This window comes from Pseudomonas arsenicoxydans, from assembly GCF_900103875.1.
In the GTDB taxonomy this organism is placed as follows: domain Bacteria; phylum Pseudomonadota; class Gammaproteobacteria; order Pseudomonadales; family Pseudomonadaceae; genus Aquipseudomonas; species Aquipseudomonas arsenicoxydans.
Window position 1 is genome coordinate 5,687,474 of the sequence record NZ_LT629705.1, and the last position, 17,475, is coordinate 5,704,948.

The following is a 17,475-nucleotide window of genomic DNA, read 5'->3' on the forward strand; positions in this document are numbered from 1 at the left end:
TGAAAGAGATCAGGAGCACAGCATCAGGCATCAAATAGCGGTTACCGATCAAGGTCGGAGGCTCTCCGTGAGAAATTATGATGCCTTGGCCGTCGCCCCTGTAGCTGAACATCCAGCTCTTTCCTCCAATGACGAGGGCCGGTGCGTTCGACGGCGTTGAGTCGATGGGCACGGATGACTCGAAGCCTCCCGAGACCAGAACTGGTACTATACAACGTCGCCACTATGGCTTTCGAGCTCAGCTGCAAAGGAACTTCTTAACAACAACATTATGAAAAAGGCACAGCAAAAACTTTTAAATATTAAGTATATTTACCCAACTAAAAAATATGCTTTTTTACTGCACGAACCCATGATGTTGAATCATTATGAAAACGTTTGGAAAGCATTGGGAAACTCTGAGTTCGCCATCGTGCTTACCGAGCAGTTTTATATCGATGAAAACGGGGATGAAAAAGAAGGTACTCCATCATTCTTCAACCATATCAGACAAGAAAAATACCAAGTATTTGACATACAGCACCTCATCAACAGCGGCATATTTTTCGATTACGTGGTAACAAATCACCCGATATCGGGGACAACCAAATCTATAAAAAAAACCACAAAAAAAGACATTTCAAAAAAGCTGCTCAATCGAATATTGATAGCTCTTGGGCGCCAACCAATATGGCAATACAATGTTGATATCGAACTCCTTCTTCCACTGCAAATCGGAAGAAAACAGATTAGATACATGTACGGTGCGGACCTTAGTGATGCTTGGAGCCTGATGGACTGGAACGAAATATACGATATATTTCTATGCCACGGAGTAAACGATGAGCGAATAGTCAAAGAGCGTTTTTCAGGAAAAACGTTTATCATGGGCTATCCGCGTTACGACGATTATTTTGATTCGAAAATTGATCTTTCCAGCATCAAAAAAGAATTTGATGTGTCCGACCAAAAAAAGACTCTTCTATGGATGCCAACCCTTGGCGGCGTCGGCTCATCAATCCCAGTTTATGCTAAGTTGATCGCTGATCTGGATGGTGAATTTAACGTTATTGTAAGGCCACACCCATTATCGTTCGTGCAAGAAAAAGATTTTATCTATGAGCTTGAAAGAAACAATTTAAAAATTGACCGTAGCTCCACTCGAAACATGAATGAGCTTTTTAGCGCGGCCGACTTGATCATAGCCGACTATGGTGGCACCCCATTTTCATCAATATTTATTGGAAAAAATGTAATTTTCCTAGATGTACCTGGAGCTGACTCCCTGCCGATCAATGTAGACTCTTCAGTTCTAGAATTAAAAAAATATCTACCAGTATTCACACCAGAAAATATTCAAACTCTGCCGAAGTTTTTGACCTCCCAAATATCTTTGGATGAAAATCAAAAATTGATAGACTATCTTTTCGACAAATACTTTGGATCTACAAGAGGTGGCGGTTCCGCTCGAGTCGCCAAATTTCTTAAGTCACTTTAAATTGACTCCTTCTGAGTAGGGGTACTAAATGAGCAGTAAAATTATGCAAGCAGGTGGTTTAATTTGGGTGACCGGTTATTCAGGAGCCGGGAAATCTACGGTCGCAAGAATCGTTAGCGAAGAGTTGAAATCGAAAGGGCTTCCTGTGCTTTTTTTGGACGGAGATGACTTGAGAAGTATTCTCGGGGAAAAATTCGGGCACGACTTGGATGAGCGAAAACGGCTGGCTTATGTTTATTCTAGGCTATGCAAACGGATATGTGATAACGGCATAACTGTAGTCATCGCCACTGTCGCAATGTTTGAATCCGTTAGAGCCGAAAATCGTTTATCCAATCTATTTTACCTTGAAGCCTATCTTGACGTCCCACTAGATATAAGAGCAGAGCGTGACCCGAAAGGTATTTACCTTGCAGCAAAAGCGACAGGAAATATTTTGTCCACATCTGTTGGTTTTGAGGAACCGAGCAATCCGGATATTATCGTCAAAAACTTCGGTAAAACCACTCCTCAAATTGCAGCAACTGAAATCATAGAAAAGTTCATGAATACGTTGCCGCTAGCGGACGCAGTTTCTCTACCTATTCCCGCCTCTTATAATGAGCGAGCAAAGTATTGGGACTCTTATTACAAAAAACGAGTCGCTCCGACCCCTCCCTCTTCATTTGCCATATTCTGCAATGAAAACCACTTCGGCAACCACTGTCATGTACTGGAGTTCGGATGCGGAAACGGAAGGGACTCATTTTATTTTTCCAAAAAACATCGAATAACAGCAATTGACCAATCAGTAGTAGCCACTAATACAAATAAGCAACGAGCGCGTGACGAAGGCATTTTAAACATAGACTTCGTTGATGGCGAATTTGGTAAAAAAACCTCAGGCATGCCAGCGGTTGTAGATGTAGTGTATGGACGCTTTGTGATGCATGCAATGTCTCTTGAAGATGAAATTCAAGCACTCAATTACTCTTACCAAGTACTCAAGCCGGAAGGAAAAATCTACTTAGAGTTTAGAACAGATAAAGATAGATTAATGAATGACGGGGTCATTGTGGGCTTAAACGAGCGTTTAACTGACCACTACAGACGCTTTATAAACCTTGATGATTTTTGCGAACGACTCGCTCAGATAGGATTTGCTATCGACTATTGTTTAGAGAGGAGTGGCCTGGCCAAACATGGCGATGATGATCCTACAGTAGCGCGCGTTATCGCAAGAAAGATAACTTAAACTCGCCAATACGAGCATGTTAATTATTTTCAGCGAGATTTTTATTTCTTCTTGCATCCTCTCTCATAAAGAAGAAATGTAAGCGATCCATCGGCCACACATTCAATACCGCCATTTAAAACCTGATGCTGTGCTCCCGATTTCTTTCAGGAGCCAGTTATAATTATACGCTCGGCGCGAAAGCCGAAAAAGTCTATCTCTACGAAAGCGATCCGCTCATGAATGACAACAGCAGCACCTGACTGGCCGGTGACTAGAGTCAAACCTTCAAGAGCGACGGCGCGCCTGGCAACCGAACCAGTCGCACCACGTCCATGGCAGGCCACTGGGGTGCTCGCTTGGCGTTTTGGCGGCCACTAAAGCATAAGCCTTGGCAAGGTGCCGCGCTCATGCGCCCGTCTTTCAGCACCAAGATCTACACAGCAATGGCTTGAACAATCCTCCAAAAGCCGACAGCTCCCAATTCATGATAACCAGTTCACCACTCAGCTCGGCCTTCCCCTGTCGCTGATTGGAATTGCTGTAACGGATGTCAAGCGTCTCGAAATGGAAGCCCTCGAACAAACGCCGAATGTCCGTATGCGATCCATGAACCCCACATTTAAAAGGTGGGGGTATAGCTATCTTGGTATTTGCGGCGTGCAGTTCCACGGCAGAAAGGCTTCGAAGTCTTCTACTGCGGCTGCTGCGGCAACCGTTCAATGTGCGTGGCGCAGCCACGCATAGGGATCTTGGTCGTTGGCTTTAGCCGTCTCGACCAAACTGTAAAGTTGAGAGCTGGCCGTCGCGCCTTTGGGCGTGTCGCTGAACAGCCAGTTCTTGCGCCCGATCACGAAGGGCCTGATCGCACGCTCCGCCGTATTGTTGTCGATTGGCAAAAACCGGCTTCGGTGTAACGGACTAACTTGTCCCAGTTGCGGACCAGATAACTGATGGCTTTGCCCAGCGCATTTTGCGCCGTCACCTGAGGCTGCGTTTTCTCCAGCCAGGCGTGTAACTGCGCCAGGACCGGCAGGCTGTTTTGCCGTCGACCTTCATGACGATGTTCATCGCCGACTTCTTTTAAATCTCGCTCGATACCGTACAGCTTGTTGATCAGATTCAGGGCTATATCGGCACGCCCAGTTTTGCCTTTGGGTTGCACTTTTTGCGCCTCGACAAACTTGCGTCGCGCATGGGCCCAGCAGCCTAAACGTTCGACACCAGCCTGCGCGCCCAAGGCGTTATAGCCGGCGTAATCGCCGGTCATCGGATAGCCGCGATAACCTTCGAGCAGGCGCGCCGGCACCTCTTGCGCTCGGCTGGTCAAGTAATCAAAAAGGATCACTAGCTGATTCGGCGGTCCGCCGGTTTGTACCCACATCCAGGACTGACTGGTCGGCTCTCGATCAGGCTCTTTCATCACCTGGACACGCGCTTCGTCGCAGCGGATTACGCGACTTTCCAGCAGCCGGTCGCGCATCAAGTTGAACAGCGGTCGCAGGTATTCGCCGCACTGGATGACTCAACGTGCCAAGGTTTGTCGTGGAATACGACGCAGTGGCGAGCGAGTACTTTTTCGAAGCGATGCAGCGGCAGACCGTCGACGTATTTGGTGGTCAGCAACATCGCCAACACACTGGGACTGGCCATGCTTTTTTCATTGGTTGGAGCGACGACTTCTTCCTCCGCCTCTTCGGCGGCAGGTTCAGCGACACTTTCGGCTTCATTAAAAAGAGCCAATTGCGGGGCCACTATCCACTGTTTGTTCGGATTTACGCCCGAAGAGGCGCTGACGGAGCAGCGCATTTTCTTCTTCGAGATGAACAACCTTGGACTGCATCTGAGCAAGTAATTGCTTGAGCGCAGTCAGGTCATCGGGAAGGTTGTCGGGCATGGACATCATGCCGTGGATTATACCGAATCAGGCGACAAATCGAGCTGTCAAAACCTGATTTGGACGGTTGCGCCACAGATCAAAACCATCGAGCAGCCAGTTCAGCTCCTGGACTGTTAGCACGATGGCTTCGTCGGTATGGTCAGGCGATGTTTTCAAGCGTTCGGATTCAAGGCGTTTGAGCCAAAGGCAAAAGCTGCTGCGTTCCCAATACAAAATCTTCACCCGATTGCGGGGTTTGTTGAGAAGGACGAAAAGCACCGGATCGAACACCGCCACTTTGATATCCAACTCCACCAGCGCGGCTAGGCCGTCGATGGATTTTCGAAAGTCCACAGGTTTAGGGTAGAGGTATACTTTTTCAACTTTGGCATCGGAACGCACCATGGCCGCTGGCTACTGAAAGAGATCGGGAGCACAGCATCAGGCATCAAATCGCGGCGTTCAATGTGGGATTCGTGGAGCGGTTACGAAGCCGTTGCGCTCCCAATACAAAATCTTCACTCGGTTTCGAGGCTTGTTGAGGAACACGAAAAGCACCGGGTCAAACACCGCGACCTTGACGCCCAGTTCGACCAGAGCGGCGAGGCCATCGATGGATTTTCGGAAGTCGACGGGCTTGGGGTAGAGATAGATTTTTTCGACTTTTGCGTCGGGACGCATCATGAGGTACTGGCTCAGGAAAGGAATCGGGAGCACAGCATCGGGGATCAGGTGGTGACTTTGAATGTGAGGTTTATGGAGCACTTACTTAGAAACGGCAAAGGATAGGTGGTGGACTTGCCCCTTCAAAAGCAGACACAGGTCGGTGCTCCTACATGTTAAGATTAGCGAAAATACCAAACGGACTCAGTAATATGATGGCAAAATCTGAAATCCTACCACTTACCGGGTTGAGATTTTTTGCGGCACTATATGTTTTCCTATTTCACATGCATATTCGTTGGCCACTGTCTGATAACACTTATATAAAAAACATATTGGAACAAGGTGCTATCGGGATGAGTCTATTCTTCATTCTTTCGGGCTTTGTACTTGCCTATAGATACTCAAATAGCAACACAACTTACCGATCATACCTGATCAATAGATTCTCTCGAATATACCCAATTTATGCGTTCACCGCGATTGCAACGCTTCCATGGATTGGCGTTGACTTCGGTAGTGGCTCAGCTATCGATACAACCACAGCGCTCACGAAAATTGCCTTGCTGTTTATCGCGAACATCCTTGTTATTCAGGCATGGTTCCCGCAAATGTTCAGCTACTGGAACGACGGGGCAAGTTGGTCTATTTCAGTTGAAGTTTTTTGTTACTTTCTTCTCCCTTTCATACTGCCAAAGTTGACCAATATAGACAACAAGCGCCTTTTCATACTAAGTGCAGCCTGCGTGGCGTTTTCCGCAATGATTGGTGTAAGCGCGGCACTTTTTGATGATCCAGCCAATAAGGTTTTCTACTCAATCCCGATATTCAGACTTCCAGAATTCATCGTTGGAATTTGCGCCTGTATATTCTTTCTACGCGGAAACAAAAAATTCTGCGGCCCAGCGATTCAAATATTTATTATTCTCACTGTTGCAGTATATTTATGTGTCGTGGGAAGCAAAATGCCGCTCTATGTCGGACACAACTGGATCATCGTACCATCCATCGCCTTCTTACTAATATCATTCTCTGTCGGAAACAGTGCTCTAGCAAAACTACTGTCATCAAGAATTATTGTATGGCTGGGTAAAATAAGTTATTGCTTCTATTCATTACAGTTCTTAATTATCGTCCCGCTGGTGAAACACCACGACTCTGTCGTGCAACATTATAGTGCCTTAAACAATCCAAAGATCCTGATGGTGTGCGCACTTTTAATACTCGTCGGTGCTTCCGCTCTTGCTCATCATTTTATCGAAGAACCAGCAAGAATCTGGATTAACAAACGTTATCAAACAAAGCGCGTCGCTAAACCTGAAAATTCTCAAACGAATACTCCTGCCCTCCTCAGTATTCCGACAAAGAACTAGCATAGCGATCCGTAACCGTTAAAATCGGATTATGGATCGTACGACTCTACACGAATAGGTTTACAGCTATTCAACACAGCTTGGTGGACAAACTTACTCCGGTATTCCGGCACGGTATCTGTGCGCAAGAACCAACAAAGGTAAGTAGGCGATCCCCCCCCCCAGCCACCCTTCAAGCTTAAGACACACCACCGCTGTCGCAATGGGCAAAAGCCAACATAGATTGATTAAGCCTACAGTCATTGTAACAATCACGTGACTACCATGCCTTCTGGATGCGGACTGATAGGCATGGCTTCGGTGGGCTACATAGATTTTTTCTCCACGTAACAAGCGCCGACCCAATGTATAAGTAGCATCAACAATGAAGACGCCCAGCAGTATTATCCAGCCCCACAGGAACTGAGGGGCTGCCATTGCTCCGCTTACTGACAAAACCCCCAGCATCAGTCCAATAAACCCACTGCCTGCGTCCCCCATGAATATTCGCGCAGTAGGAAAATTGAAAAAGAGAAAACCTGAAACCGAAGCAGCCATGACCAAAGGTGCCCAGATCAGATTATCCAGCCCCGTTAACCAATATAGAAAAGCCGCAGAAAGCGTTACCGTCAGCGCTTGGACACTTGCTAAACCATCGATACCGTCCATGAAATTATATAAATTTATCATCCAGACTAAATAGAACATCGCAAGAAACCCACAGATGAACCAGGAGTCAATGATCCCCCCCCTATGGTAATAGAGGGACTGCCACCAAAACAAAATAGAACTCCCAACGCTGCAGCAAAATGGCCGAGCAATCGCCAACGCGCAGAGACATGACCGTGATCATCTACAAAACCTAATGTTGCAACCACCACCCCTGGAAAAAAAACTACCATAAAAAATGGAAGTGAAATCACGCCTACCGCTAGCAAAGCCACGTTCGCCAGCAAAAAAGAAATAACAATCGCTACCCCCCCACCTCTCGGTGTTGGAATCACATGAGAGCTTCTTGAATTAGGCACGTCAATAAGTTTGCGTGCTATCGCGTAACGACGTAATCCAAAAGTCAGCGCAAGCGAAAGCAAAACAACAAAAACTACGAACAGGTACTGGATCATGCTCTGCCATTCTCAATAAAAGCTTTAACAGTATTTTCTATGCCCTGATCCACGCTATAAGGTGGTTTCCAATTTAATAGCCTGGAATTTTTACTGACATCAACTTGCAAGGATGAAAACAACCGAGTTGTGATAACACTTCGGCCCAAAACCATTGCACAAAAACTCATAAATCGTACGGGTACAGGTATCAAAACGGTTGATCGACCTAAAGCTACTGATATCTTTGAAACCAGGCCTGGCGTAGAAAGGTCCTCTCCGTCGCTTATTAAAAATACGTTGCTGGCGGCAGCAGGGTGCACCATACACAACTTGATAAATTCGACCAGATTACCCAGATAAATAAAGCTACGTTTGTTTCGGACTCTAGCAAAAGGTAGCGGAATCCTCCGGTTAATCAATCTTATAAGCGTTAGAAAATTAGCCTTTACACCGGGACCATAAACCAATACGGGTCTTATTATCACCAATTCCATATGAGTGCCAGCCACGAGACTTTGCAACTCACGCTCTGCCTCCATTTTGGAAATACCATAAGGATCAACAGGTTCAGGGGTATCTTCTGCGCTAAACTCCCTGCCCTTCTCAGTCAACTCCCCATTAACCTTGATAGAACTGATATATATGAATCGTTTAACATTGGCGTCAACCGCCTGTTTTGCCAACTTCATGGTTTCGAACACGTTAACGCGACGATATTCTTCTAAGCACGTATTAGGATCATCGTGCATTTGATGAGCACGGGCTCCACAATGCACAACCACGTCAATATCTTTCAATAACGGCAGGTCCGATTCGGGAACGGAAAAATCATCTGAAATCACTACCTTCACATTAGCGGGCGCATCTTCAATAGTTCGCCGTGACAGCGCGATGATGTTGTCGTTGGACACATCGCAAATTTTACGCAGCAGCGCGCTGCCGACAAAACCTGTTGCACCTGTCATTAATATATTCACTGGCATTCTTCCAAATAGTAGAACACGTCATCACTTCAAAATAGATTTCAAATAAAAAGACATTTCAGTAGTTACATAGTCTTGCGAAAAAAAATTCACCGCACGCTGATGAGCCTGCTCTGCCAGCCGGTTTCTGAATAACGGATCCTCGTAGAGCTTTTTCATACAGTTAAATATTTCATCTATGTCGCCTGACGGGTGAAAAACGCCGGTTTTACCTTCATCAACCGCATCAGTGAGTCCATAGATTTTTGAGACTATCGCAGGTAATCCGACACTAGCCGCTTCCACGACCGCCGTTCCAAAACCCTCCCGATAGCTGGGTAGACAAAAAACATCAGCAGCAGCCATCCATACTTCCGGGATGTCCGTAAATCCAATCCGATGGTAGCGCCTTTCTTTACCCAGAAGGATAGAGCTTAATTCCTCATCAACACCGTCGTCGTCGGGCCCCACCAAAAGCAGGTGTACATCTTCAAATTGCGCTGACAGTTTGCTGAAGGTGCGTGCCAGATCAATAACCCCCTTTGCACGCGAAGCACGTCCTAGGAAAAGGAAAACAACATCGGATTCCTTAATTCCTAACCTTTCCCTTATCTCGCATCTAAATAATGTATTGGCAGAAAACCTATTGGTATCGACACCGCTGATCGAGCCATTACCCAATACTTTAATCTTGCCTACAGGAGCAACTCTATGAACTTCCAGGAAACGTTTTTGTGAGTGGCTATCCGCCAAGAGATGAGTCGAGCACAACGCCAAAAGCCTATCCAGCGTGGATAGAAGAACACGGAACAGCCCGGATTTAGTCGCCCAAACTTGTCCAGTAAAAATGTGCAGCCTCACAGGTGTTCTTGCTATAAACCCCGCCAGCATTCCGATCAATCCCGATTTCGGCATAAGGGAAAATACACAATCATACTTGGTCATTCGTAAATGTTTTGATAATGAAATAAGCGCTCGAATATCCTTTCCAATGGATATTTTCCTTTCGATATCCAAACGCACAAAATTAACATGTGCGGAAAGCAATTTTTCAACACTGTCTCCAGTGCCAGATGTAACTAGCGTGACATCAAAATACTCTGAAAGTTTTAAAATATGAGAATGCATAAAAACATTCAGGACAACAGGCACAGTCGAAACGATACAAATCTTTTTTCTTTTCATCAGTTTTGCTCCTCCAAAATGGAAGGAACAAAATCTGGAATATAAAAATTGGCAGAAAACCCTAGTTCCGCCTTTATTAATTCACTCGAATAGTTAACTTTCGAAACCAAAGCGTCAATTCTCCGAGTAGTTAGCGGAAACTTCGGTATTACCGAAAAAAAGCCAACCAATAACCGAGCTAACCACAAGGGGACTATTAGACAAGGGGATCGAACATCGTAATACTTGGCCATCGCAACAATAACATCACGCAACATGCCGTCGCTTGACACAATGTATGTCTTGTTTTTAGCGCGCTCGTCTGTCGCACAAAGCACAAGTGCTCGAACAACATCTTCTACATGTACATAGTTCACGACAGTAGCTGAGTCACCGATATAAAAAAATACGCGTCTGCGCACCATGTTGGCCAGTTGGTGAAATGACCTGTTAGCCATACCCTGCCCGACAACATTTGTGGGACGGAGAATAGTAAAACTCAAAGCGGGATCTGCTGTGCAGGCGGTAACAACTATTTCATCTGCGATAGTCTTGGAGACCTCGTACTGGCCTACAGGATAAGGAACGGACTGTTCATTAACCGTTATTTTACGCCCGTGGGATCTCGAGGCCATTCCATAAGCACCGACACTGCTAAGCTGCACAAAGTGAATCGATCTTTTTGTATTCTTTGAATGACGCAAAAAGCTGTTGATCAGCTTTCTAGTGCCGTTGACATGTAACTCGTACATCTTTGTTTCTGCTCCGACCTCTCCCATGCAGTTAATAACCACATCAACATCATGGAGCCGGGGAGATAGCTCGCCCTCCCAATCAGAAACATCACCGTGGATCACCTCAACGTTCGGAATTAGTAGCTCAACCTTTCGGCTTAAAACAACTACTTCGTCTCCGCGAGCTACAAGAGCGCGGCACAATGCTCTGCCGATGAAGCCGCTGCCTCCCGTAACAAAAAACTTCATACTCCTCCTTTAATAAAAGCGCAGTGGACTGTCATCCGCATCCATGTAAAAAGGTATAAAAGGTAAAGCTACCAACGAAAAAAAAGATAACATAAACCTTGATAAAAACGCAGCTCCTTATAAACCCGAGGAACTCTTGCAATACTAAAAAAAACCTTCAATGACTCTTTTTTTCGAGTAATTGATAAATCCCTGAATCGCGCACACTCAACAACAGCGCGCGCTTGAGCATAATATTCATGTTCTGAATACTGCTCAATAATCTTTACTTTGGCTGCATGCATGGCATCAAGCTGCTTCCACGTATTGGACGAATGGACGCGGTAACCCGCCAACACATCAGACACTACTGCAATAGCGGTGTGCCTGCCTATCGAAAGCTTTAACCACATGTCCCAATCTTCGACTTTGGTGTTCTTGTCGAATCCGCCGACACTATCCAATTCACTGCGTCTAATTAACGCGGCGGGAGCCGGAAGCTCGGCGCGAAGCAGAAAAATGTCTTTGAAATTATAGGTTGCACTGGCCGTCCGCTGACCTATTTTTTTTGAGTCCTCATCTATTAGATAAACAGAACCAAAGGCAGCAACCGTATCAGGACTACTTTCCAGATAATCAACCAGGACGCTGGTCTTATTGGGGAAAATCACATCATCAGAGGCCAAGCCACAAAAGTACTTGCCCTCGGCCCATCGTAAGCCCTCATTCAGCGTCTCGGACACCCCGATATTAGGACGAGAGATAACTTTGAATCGTCGAAAACGTGATTTACAAGCGTCGATATAGTGTTCAACTATCGCATAGGACGAATCAGTTGAGCCATCATCTATAATAATTAGTTCAATATTCGGATAGGACTGTGCAATCACACTTTCGATGCACTCCGCCACAAAATCCGAGTGATTAAAAACAGGAATGCAAACGCTAACAAGCGGCCCGACACTGCTGGAGTACATTGTATTTTCCCAGAATCGCACAAACGCTAAATGCATTCCGTGCAGCCTGCCAAACTTTACTTAGCCTGACAGGCCTATGAGCATAAAATTAGTTGGCCAACTTAAATGAATTACACGCGCGAACTACTTCCTCAGCTTGCTCTAGGCTCAGGGTTGGCCCCATTGGCAAGCTAAGAACCTCATTGTGAATTTGTTCAGTAATAGGTAAATCCAATGTGCTAAACTGCGAATAGGCTTGCTGTTTATGTGGCGGAATAGGGTAGTGAATCAGCGTTTGAATCCCAAGTTTCGACAGGTGAGCTTGTAGCTGTTCGCGATGTTCGGTTCTCACAACATACAAATGCCAGACATGTTGATGCATATTAATCACGTCTGAATCTTTGCTGACCGGCAGGACGATAAAGTTATTATCAATGCCTTTCGTATAGATACTCGCAATTTCTCTACGATGGGCAACGGTCTGATCAAGGTATTTCAACTTAACGCTGAGCATTGCTGCCTGGATTTCGTCCAGTCGACTGTTGACACCCTGATACAAACTTTTATATTTCTCATGTGAGCCATAGTTACGAATAGCGCGAAGGGTATTATTTAATTCAGAATCATTAGTAGTGATAGCCCCTGCGTCACCCAATGCGCCGAGGTTCTTGCCAGGGTAGAAACTGAACCCTGAGGCATCACCCCAGTTACCGGCGCGTTTGCCATCGATACTGGCGCCATGGGATTGGGCGGAGTCTTCCAGCACCAGCAGATCATGTTCCTTCGCAATAGTCATCAGATTCGGCATATCTGCGAGTTGACCATACAAGTGAACGCACATGAGCACGCGCGTTTTGTCGGTCAGCGACGCCCTAACATTTTCAGGGCAAAGGTTGAACGTCTTACTGTCCGGCTCTACAAACACAGGCGTGAGATTATTTTCGGTAATAGCTAACACACTGGCGATGTATGTATTTGCTGGCACGATAACTTCGTCACCATCCTTCAACTTGCCGAGTTCTTTCCACGCGCGCAACGTCAGGATAAGGGCATCGAGCCCGTTAGCAACACCAATGCAATGCTTAACCTCGCAGTAACTAGCGAAGTCAGCCTCAAACTTTTCCAGTTCTTGCCCGCCGATGTACCACCCGGAATCAATTACCCGAGTCGTAGCTTCAATCAATTCACTACGTAACGTCCTGTTTACAGAAGCCAAATCAAGAAATGGAATAGTTGTCATTTAAAAATCACCGAAAGTTTCTGCTCTGAATGCTTAACTGCATCATTTGTAATTTCATAATAATAGTTGGCGTCATCTTCACCAACTTGAACAGCGCCCATTTTTTTATGAAAGGATATGACTTTGTCGTTACCTTTCATTACATCGAAATGGCTTTTCTTGAATCCTAGCTGCTCGAAACCGAATTTGTAGACTAAAAACGCACTTTCGATTGCCGAAAAGCGTGTTTTATTTTCATTGAGAATCCAGCTCCCCCAACAGAACGAATCAGAGCGAATATCGTAGATTCGAACGGTTCCGCATGGTGTGCCGTCAAGCCTCTGTATAATAAAATAAAACTGCTTTTTGTCAGCTTCATCAGCTTTATACTTTGCAATCCAGGCTTTTTGCGATTCGAGATCTGGAGAAACCCCTGACAAAAACTTATTATATCTATCATCCAAACGCAGACTCAGGATGAACTCCGCGTCCGTCACCTCAACCAACCTGAGGCCTATTGTGGAATGCTCTAAATTCACTACGCATTTCTCCATCAATGTAAAATTGGCGTTAATTTACCACCAATACACACTGCTCATTAGTTGGTTACCTGACCTATCGGGCTCATCAGATACACCGGGTCATCGATTGAGCAGCACCACAGAGAGCGACCGCACAGAAATTATTGTAGCGGGCCACTGTTAAAAACACCAGAAAGTCTTAAGACCGGTTAACTATCAGCCGTTAATAACGCCCACCTCTAGCGGCATATACTGCGTCACTGCGGCCCAAATGGTACGCGTTCGCTAACCACTCAAGCACAGAGATGACCACGCTACGAGCAACCACAGATACTGAAAATAATAGACGAGCCGTTGCCGAGAATTGAAACTGCGCTGGCGAAACGGGGAGCTAAAGTAGCTACTATCGCTTAATAAAAAAACCAAGCCCTGCGATCAGGGCTTAGTCATATTCATGTTAACTAATGCCGAGACCTGGATTAGCGTCAGCTAGAAACTTTTCATAATTTCGGTAATAGTCTTCTTCATCATAAAAGTCTGACGCTAAAACCATACATACCGCACCTGAAGAAAAGTTATCAATTTCTCGCCAGATCATCGGACAGATATATAGGCCAGAGTAACTGCGATTCATATGAATCGTTTTCTTGCCGAACCCATCATCAATATGGATATCAAAAGAGCCTGACATGGCGATAATCAACTGATGCAACGCTTTGTGAGCGTGTCCACCTCTCTCTGCTCCACCTGGAACATCATAAAGGTAGTAAACCCTCTTTATATCAAACGGAATATGGCGACCCGCCTCGACATAAGTGAGATTCCCACGAGGGTCATTGATTCTCGGCAAGGTTAATATTTCACACTTGTCCAAATTCATTTCCAGCGCCTCCTCTTTTCGGGTCACGTAATTCACACATTCGCATCAGTTTCAAGCACACCTAAAAAGTCTTTCAAATCAATACTGAAATCGGCATGGATACCCTTTCCAGTGGAATCTGCCGCTCCCAATACATAATTTATTTGCTTCCCGGAGGAGCATGCCATATTTTGCCAATACCAGTAACTGGTGTCAGGAAACTTGCTTATCAGAATGAATATTTTTGCGTCTTTTGGAGCGAACACCAGGCTTGCCAACGCCGCCCCCGACGATCCAATAATTATTTTAGCACGGCTAAATAGAGCGACTTGCTCAATAAACGTAAGGCTTTCCGCTTCTACAACTTTAAACCCTTTGGGAACAAGCGCCGACTCCAGATCCACAAAATTGCTGACCAGCCGGGCTCCTGTTCTTCTCCTGAGAATAATTTTTTCTGGCCAGTTGCCATCCGACTCACCAGCCTGACTTTCAGCACTCGATTTGAGCAGATCAAATGCAGAAGGGCTAAACTGACCATGCGAATGCCCCTCCAACGCTGTATTACGGCGCTCGAATGGCACATAACCTGCTACCGATGTGACGTACAACTGGACGACAGCAACAGCTTTACCTGTTGGTATTGCCAGAATTTTACGCTCGCTCCCTGTGATAACTCGTAGCGACTCCATCAAGTTCCGATGCAACCCATCATTTATAAGAATCGGAACATCCTTATAAGCCTCATTCGCACAAAAAACAGCGACGCGAGGTAATACTTCAGTCATCCAGTGCGCGTAGTTGGATGCACAGGAATCAAGAAATGAAGCAGCCACCTCGATGACTTCCGGTGCTGCATCGTGTGATAACCAACGTCCTCTGCTGAGCGCGCGATCGAAAACCAACCGGCCGTGCAGTTCTTCACTGGTATAATCTCGATTAAAATCATAAAGATCGTGATGCAGTATTTTATTGTCGACCAATACGAAGTTTGACCCGCCGTATACAATTGCATTATCAACGGAAAAAACATAAATTGCCGGATATACATACGACGTATGCGGCGAGACTAAATAGTCTTGATCTTCCGCGGGAAGAACTCGTGGCGCAGGTGTTTCGACTCGCTCCGCCGTCACAAGCACCAGTGGACTCAAATCATGCGATGCTACATAATTTTTATGACTGGTGAGTTCTCGCCATCTCTGATTTTTGCTACCTGACATATGCGCGCGAACATTCGCATAAATTGGGTATCCGTTCCGCCAAATCCACAGCACAACCCAACGAACAAAAACATTCTGTTTAAGATGCTTTAAATAAAACTTGCCGACTGCCGTGTTTCTTAATCGTTCAACCCTGTTATGAGGTTTCTCCGGATTGAAATCGAGCCTTTCAACTGTCGTTTCAACCGCCTCAACTTTTGTATCTGATCCTCTAGATGCTGGCGTCCATCTGGAAACTTCAAAGATGCGACCCTGCGCGTTAAGTAATATGCTCAACGAGCGCAGTTGCTCTTCGTGCCGCTCTACTTTTGTCTCAAGAAGCGCTAACTGCTTTTTTAACTCATCATTACTTAGTTCATCCATGAGTAGGTGCCCCCTTGAGGTACATTTCTATAATTTCCGCAGGATCACCATCAGCAACCTTCTTTCCGTGATCCATCCAGATGACGCGATTACATAACGACTTAACCAAATTATGATCGTGAGAAACCATAATCATAATGTCTGCCTTAGCGATCATCGAATGCATTCTCGCCTTGGCCTTTTCCATAAAGGCCGCATCGCCACCTGCAAAAATCTCGTCCAGCACTAGCACTTCAGGGTGTACAGCTGTTGCTAGCGAAAATGCCAGGCGCATATACATACCTGTAGAATAGTATTTAACCGGTGTATCAATAAAATCTTCAAGTTCGGCGAACGCGATCACTTCCGGCTCAATCTCGGCCAATTGAGCTTTGGTATAACCCAGAATCGAACCATTCAGGTAGATGTTTTCTCGCCCTGTAAACTCCGGGTGAAAGCCCGCACCAATTTCCAACAACGGCGCGATACGTCCCGATACTTTTATCGCGCCCTCTGACGGCTCATATATTCGACACAACGCTTTCAATAACGTACTTTTTCCCGCGCCATTGTGCCCGACAATCCCGACGCGGTCGCCTGCATTCAAATTAAAGGAAACATTATTCACCGCGAGAAAATCCGAATATGCCGACTTGCTCTTCTTCTTGAATATGCCGGTAAAATAGTCTTTAAATGATGGCGTCGAATCGTGATAAATACGAAACTTAATTGATAAATCGACAATTGAGATATTCGACATTTTATTTACAGCCTAAAGATAATTTTTTTCTCTTTAAGGAGAAAAAATACAAACCCGAGAAAAAGACTGCCTGCTGCCAGAGCCATGCAAATCATAACCGTTGTAGAGTTTGGCAAGACGCCTTGAGTCAAGGGAGCTCGAAACATATCCACAAACGGAACGACCGGATTAAAGCTAACTAACCAAGCCACCTTCCCCATCAGAGCGTCATTTTTGTACATGATTGGCGTCAGGAAAAACCAGGCTTGCATTGCAATCAAAATGATATGTTGCAGGTCCCGAAAAAAAACTGTCGCAATTGAGATAAATAGAGCAATACCTAGCGCAAACACAAACAGCAGTATATAGGCGAACGGAATAGACAGAAGCGCCCATGTCAGGTGCCCACCGATTGCAAAAATTATCAAAAACAGAGCAACAAAGGAAAGACAACTATCTATCAAAACTCCGAGAGCAACACTCAACGGAAAGATAAGCTTGGGTAGATATATCTTTTTTATCAAGCTTTCGTTATTGATGAACGCGGCCCCCGATTGCGTCACTATGCCACTGAAGCAATTCCAGGGAATCATCCCTGCAAACAAGAACACGGCATAAGTCTTCAGGTCTGCCTTGAACAAAGTCGAAAATACCACCGCCGTGACGGTCATCATCATCAGCGGATTAATCAATGTCCAAAGATAGCCCAGAGCAGTCCTACGATACCGCAGGATCAAATGTTGACGAACTAACTGCCATAGTACGGCGCGGCTACTATACAGCTCGAAAAGCTGCCTAAATGCCTTATTAATCACCCGACCACCTCAGAGACCCTATCAAC

General features: G+C 45.6%; 15 protein-coding genes and 3 pseudogenes. 3 read left to right on the plus strand and 15 right to left on the minus strand.

Features of this window, described 5'->3' with window-relative positions; genetic code table 11:
- The first annotated feature begins 271 nt into the window (after positions 1–271).
- Together BLQ41_RS26585 and BLQ41_RS26590 are read left to right on the plus strand one after the other, a co-directional pair.
- Positions 272–1,477, plus strand: coding sequence for a CDP-glycerol glycerophosphotransferase family protein (locus tag BLQ41_RS26585; RefSeq protein WP_090186529.1), 1,206 nt, complete (start codon positions 272–274; stop codon positions 1,475–1,477).
- Between the two features lie 28 nt (positions 1,478–1,505).
- On the plus strand, positions 1,506–2,711 hold the full coding sequence (locus BLQ41_RS26590) for an adenylyl-sulfate kinase (RefSeq protein WP_090186532.1): 1,206 nt from the start codon (positions 1,506–1,508) through the stop codon (positions 2,709–2,711).
- Positions 2,712–3,113: 402 nt separating this feature from the next.
- Here the strand turns inward: BLQ41_RS26590 and BLQ41_RS31080 are convergent.
- The 4 genes and pseudogenes from BLQ41_RS31080 to tnpB (BLQ41_RS26610) form a co-directional block, all read right to left on the minus strand.
- Positions 3,114–3,293: pseudogene (locus BLQ41_RS31080) on the minus strand (hypothetical protein); the annotation flags it as partial.
- 38 nt (positions 3,294–3,331) lie between these two features.
- Positions 3,332–4,596 (minus strand): annotated as a pseudogene (gene tnpC, locus BLQ41_RS26600) (IS66 family transposase).
- An 18-nt stretch (positions 4,597–4,614) separates the two neighbouring features.
- Positions 4,615–4,974: an IS66 family insertion sequence element accessory protein TnpB gene (tnpB, locus tag BLQ41_RS26605; protein ID WP_090186535.1), complete on the minus strand. Its 360-nt coding sequence runs from the start codon at positions 4,972–4,974 to the stop codon at positions 4,615–4,617.
- A 57-nt stretch (positions 4,975–5,031) separates the two neighbouring features.
- Positions 5,032–5,253: an IS66 family insertion sequence element accessory protein TnpB gene (gene tnpB / locus BLQ41_RS26610; protein ID WP_231997071.1), complete on the minus strand. Its 222-nt coding sequence runs from the start codon at positions 5,251–5,253 to the stop codon at positions 5,032–5,034.
- Between the two features lie 191 nt (positions 5,254–5,444).
- Here tnpB (BLQ41_RS26610) and BLQ41_RS26615 point away from each other — a divergent pair, with 191 nt between their 5' ends.
- The gene (locus BLQ41_RS26615; RefSeq protein WP_157695046.1) at positions 5,445–6,605 is read left to right on the plus strand and encodes an acyltransferase family protein; all 1,161 of its coding nucleotides are present in this window, start codon (positions 5,445–5,447) and stop codon (positions 6,603–6,605) included.
- Between the two features lie 93 nt (positions 6,606–6,698).
- Here the strand turns inward: BLQ41_RS26615 and BLQ41_RS26620 are convergent.
- The 11 genes and pseudogenes from BLQ41_RS26620 to BLQ41_RS26670 all read right to left on the minus strand — a co-directional run bounded on the left by BLQ41_RS26620 (position 6,699) and on the right by BLQ41_RS26670 (position 17,449).
- Positions 6,699–7,708 (minus strand): annotated as a pseudogene (locus BLQ41_RS26620) (MraY family glycosyltransferase).
- On the minus strand, positions 7,705–8,667 hold the full coding sequence (locus BLQ41_RS26625; RefSeq protein ID WP_090186542.1) for an NAD-dependent epimerase/dehydratase family protein: 963 nt from the start codon (positions 8,665–8,667) through the stop codon (positions 7,705–7,707). The pseudogene BLQ41_RS26620 and the gene BLQ41_RS26625 overlap by 4 nt, the downstream one beginning before the upstream one ends.
- A 30-nt stretch (positions 8,668–8,697) precedes the next feature.
- Complete coding sequence (locus BLQ41_RS26630; RefSeq protein ID WP_231997072.1) at positions 8,698–9,837, minus strand: glycosyltransferase; 1,140 nt, start codon at positions 9,835–9,837, stop codon at positions 8,698–8,700.
- A complete protein-coding gene (locus tag BLQ41_RS26635) occupies positions 9,837–10,799 on the minus strand; it encodes an NAD-dependent epimerase/dehydratase family protein (protein WP_090186548.1) in 963 nt (320 codons plus the stop codon). Before BLQ41_RS26635 ends, BLQ41_RS26630 begins: the two co-directional genes overlap by 1 nt.
- 68 nt (positions 10,800–10,867) lie before the next feature.
- Positions 10,868–11,755 carry a glycosyltransferase gene (locus BLQ41_RS26640; protein WP_157695047.1) on the minus strand — a complete coding sequence of 296 codons (888 nt, stop codon included), beginning with the start codon at positions 11,753–11,755 and terminating at the stop codon, positions 10,868–10,870.
- 88 nt (positions 11,756–11,843) lie between these two features.
- A complete protein-coding gene (locus BLQ41_RS26645; RefSeq protein ID WP_090186553.1) occupies positions 11,844–12,974 on the minus strand; it encodes a DegT/DnrJ/EryC1/StrS family aminotransferase in 1,131 nt (376 codons plus the stop codon).
- Positions 12,971–13,492: a GNAT family N-acetyltransferase gene (locus tag BLQ41_RS26650; protein WP_197678904.1), complete on the minus strand. Its 522-nt coding sequence runs from the start codon at positions 13,490–13,492 to the stop codon at positions 12,971–12,973. Before BLQ41_RS26650 ends, BLQ41_RS26645 begins: the two co-directional genes overlap by 4 nt.
- Positions 13,493–13,931: 439 nt before the next feature.
- Complete coding sequence (locus BLQ41_RS26655; RefSeq protein WP_090188855.1) at positions 13,932–14,354, minus strand: sugar 3,4-ketoisomerase; 423 nt, start codon at positions 14,352–14,354, stop codon at positions 13,932–13,934.
- 32 nt (positions 14,355–14,386) lie between these two features.
- Positions 14,387–15,916: a glycosyltransferase family 61 protein gene (locus BLQ41_RS26660; protein WP_090186558.1), complete on the minus strand. Its 1,530-nt coding sequence runs from the start codon at positions 15,914–15,916 to the stop codon at positions 14,387–14,389.
- Positions 15,909–16,655, minus strand: a complete 747-nt coding sequence (locus BLQ41_RS26665) for an ABC transporter ATP-binding protein (protein ID WP_090186561.1) — start codon at positions 16,653–16,655, stop codon at positions 15,909–15,911. Before BLQ41_RS26665 ends, BLQ41_RS26660 begins: the two co-directional genes overlap by 8 nt.
- A 5-nt stretch (positions 16,656–16,660) precedes the next feature.
- On the minus strand, positions 16,661–17,449 hold the full coding sequence (locus tag BLQ41_RS26670; protein ID WP_090186563.1) for an ABC transporter permease: 789 nt from the start codon (positions 17,447–17,449) through the stop codon (positions 16,661–16,663).
- Positions 17,450–17,475 lie beyond the last annotated feature (26 nt).

Coding starts and splice junctions, on each gene's coding strand:
- BLQ41_RS26585 (WP_090186529.1), top strand. CDS start 272: ATGAAAAAGGCACAGCAAAAACTTTTAAATATTAAGTATATTTACCCA.
- BLQ41_RS26590 (WP_090186532.1), top strand. CDS start 1,506: ATGAGCAGTAAAATTATGCAAGCAGGTGGTTTAATTTGGGTGACCGGT.
- tnpB (WP_090186535.1), bottom strand. CDS start 4,974: ATGGTGCGTTCCGATGCCAAAGTTGAAAAAGTATACCTCTACCCTAAA.
- tnpB (WP_231997071.1), bottom strand. CDS start 5,253: ATGATGCGTCCCGACGCAAAAGTCGAAAAAATCTATCTCTACCCCAAG.
- BLQ41_RS26615 (WP_157695046.1), top strand. CDS start 5,445: ATGATGGCAAAATCTGAAATCCTACCACTTACCGGGTTGAGATTTTTT.
- BLQ41_RS26630 (WP_231997072.1), bottom strand. CDS start 9,837: ATGAAAAGAAAAAAGATTTGTATCGTTTCGACTGTGCCTGTTGTCCTG.
- BLQ41_RS26635 (WP_090186548.1), bottom strand. CDS start 10,799: ATGAAGTTTTTTGTTACGGGAGGCAGCGGCTTCATCGGCAGAGCATTG.
- BLQ41_RS26640 (WP_157695047.1), bottom strand. CDS start 11,755: ATGTACTCCAGCAGTGTCGGGCCGCTTGTTAGCGTTTGCATTCCTGTT.
- BLQ41_RS26645 (WP_090186553.1), bottom strand. CDS start 12,974: ATGACAACTATTCCATTTCTTGATTTGGCTTCTGTAAACAGGACGTTA.
- BLQ41_RS26655 (WP_090188855.1), bottom strand. CDS start 14,354: ATGAATTTGGACAAGTGTGAAATATTAACCTTGCCGAGAATCAATGAC.
- BLQ41_RS26660 (WP_090186558.1), bottom strand. CDS start 15,916: ATGGATGAACTAAGTAATGATGAGTTAAAAAAGCAGTTAGCGCTTCTT.
- BLQ41_RS26665 (WP_090186561.1), bottom strand. CDS start 16,655: ATGTCGAATATCTCAATTGTCGATTTATCAATTAAGTTTCGTATTTAT.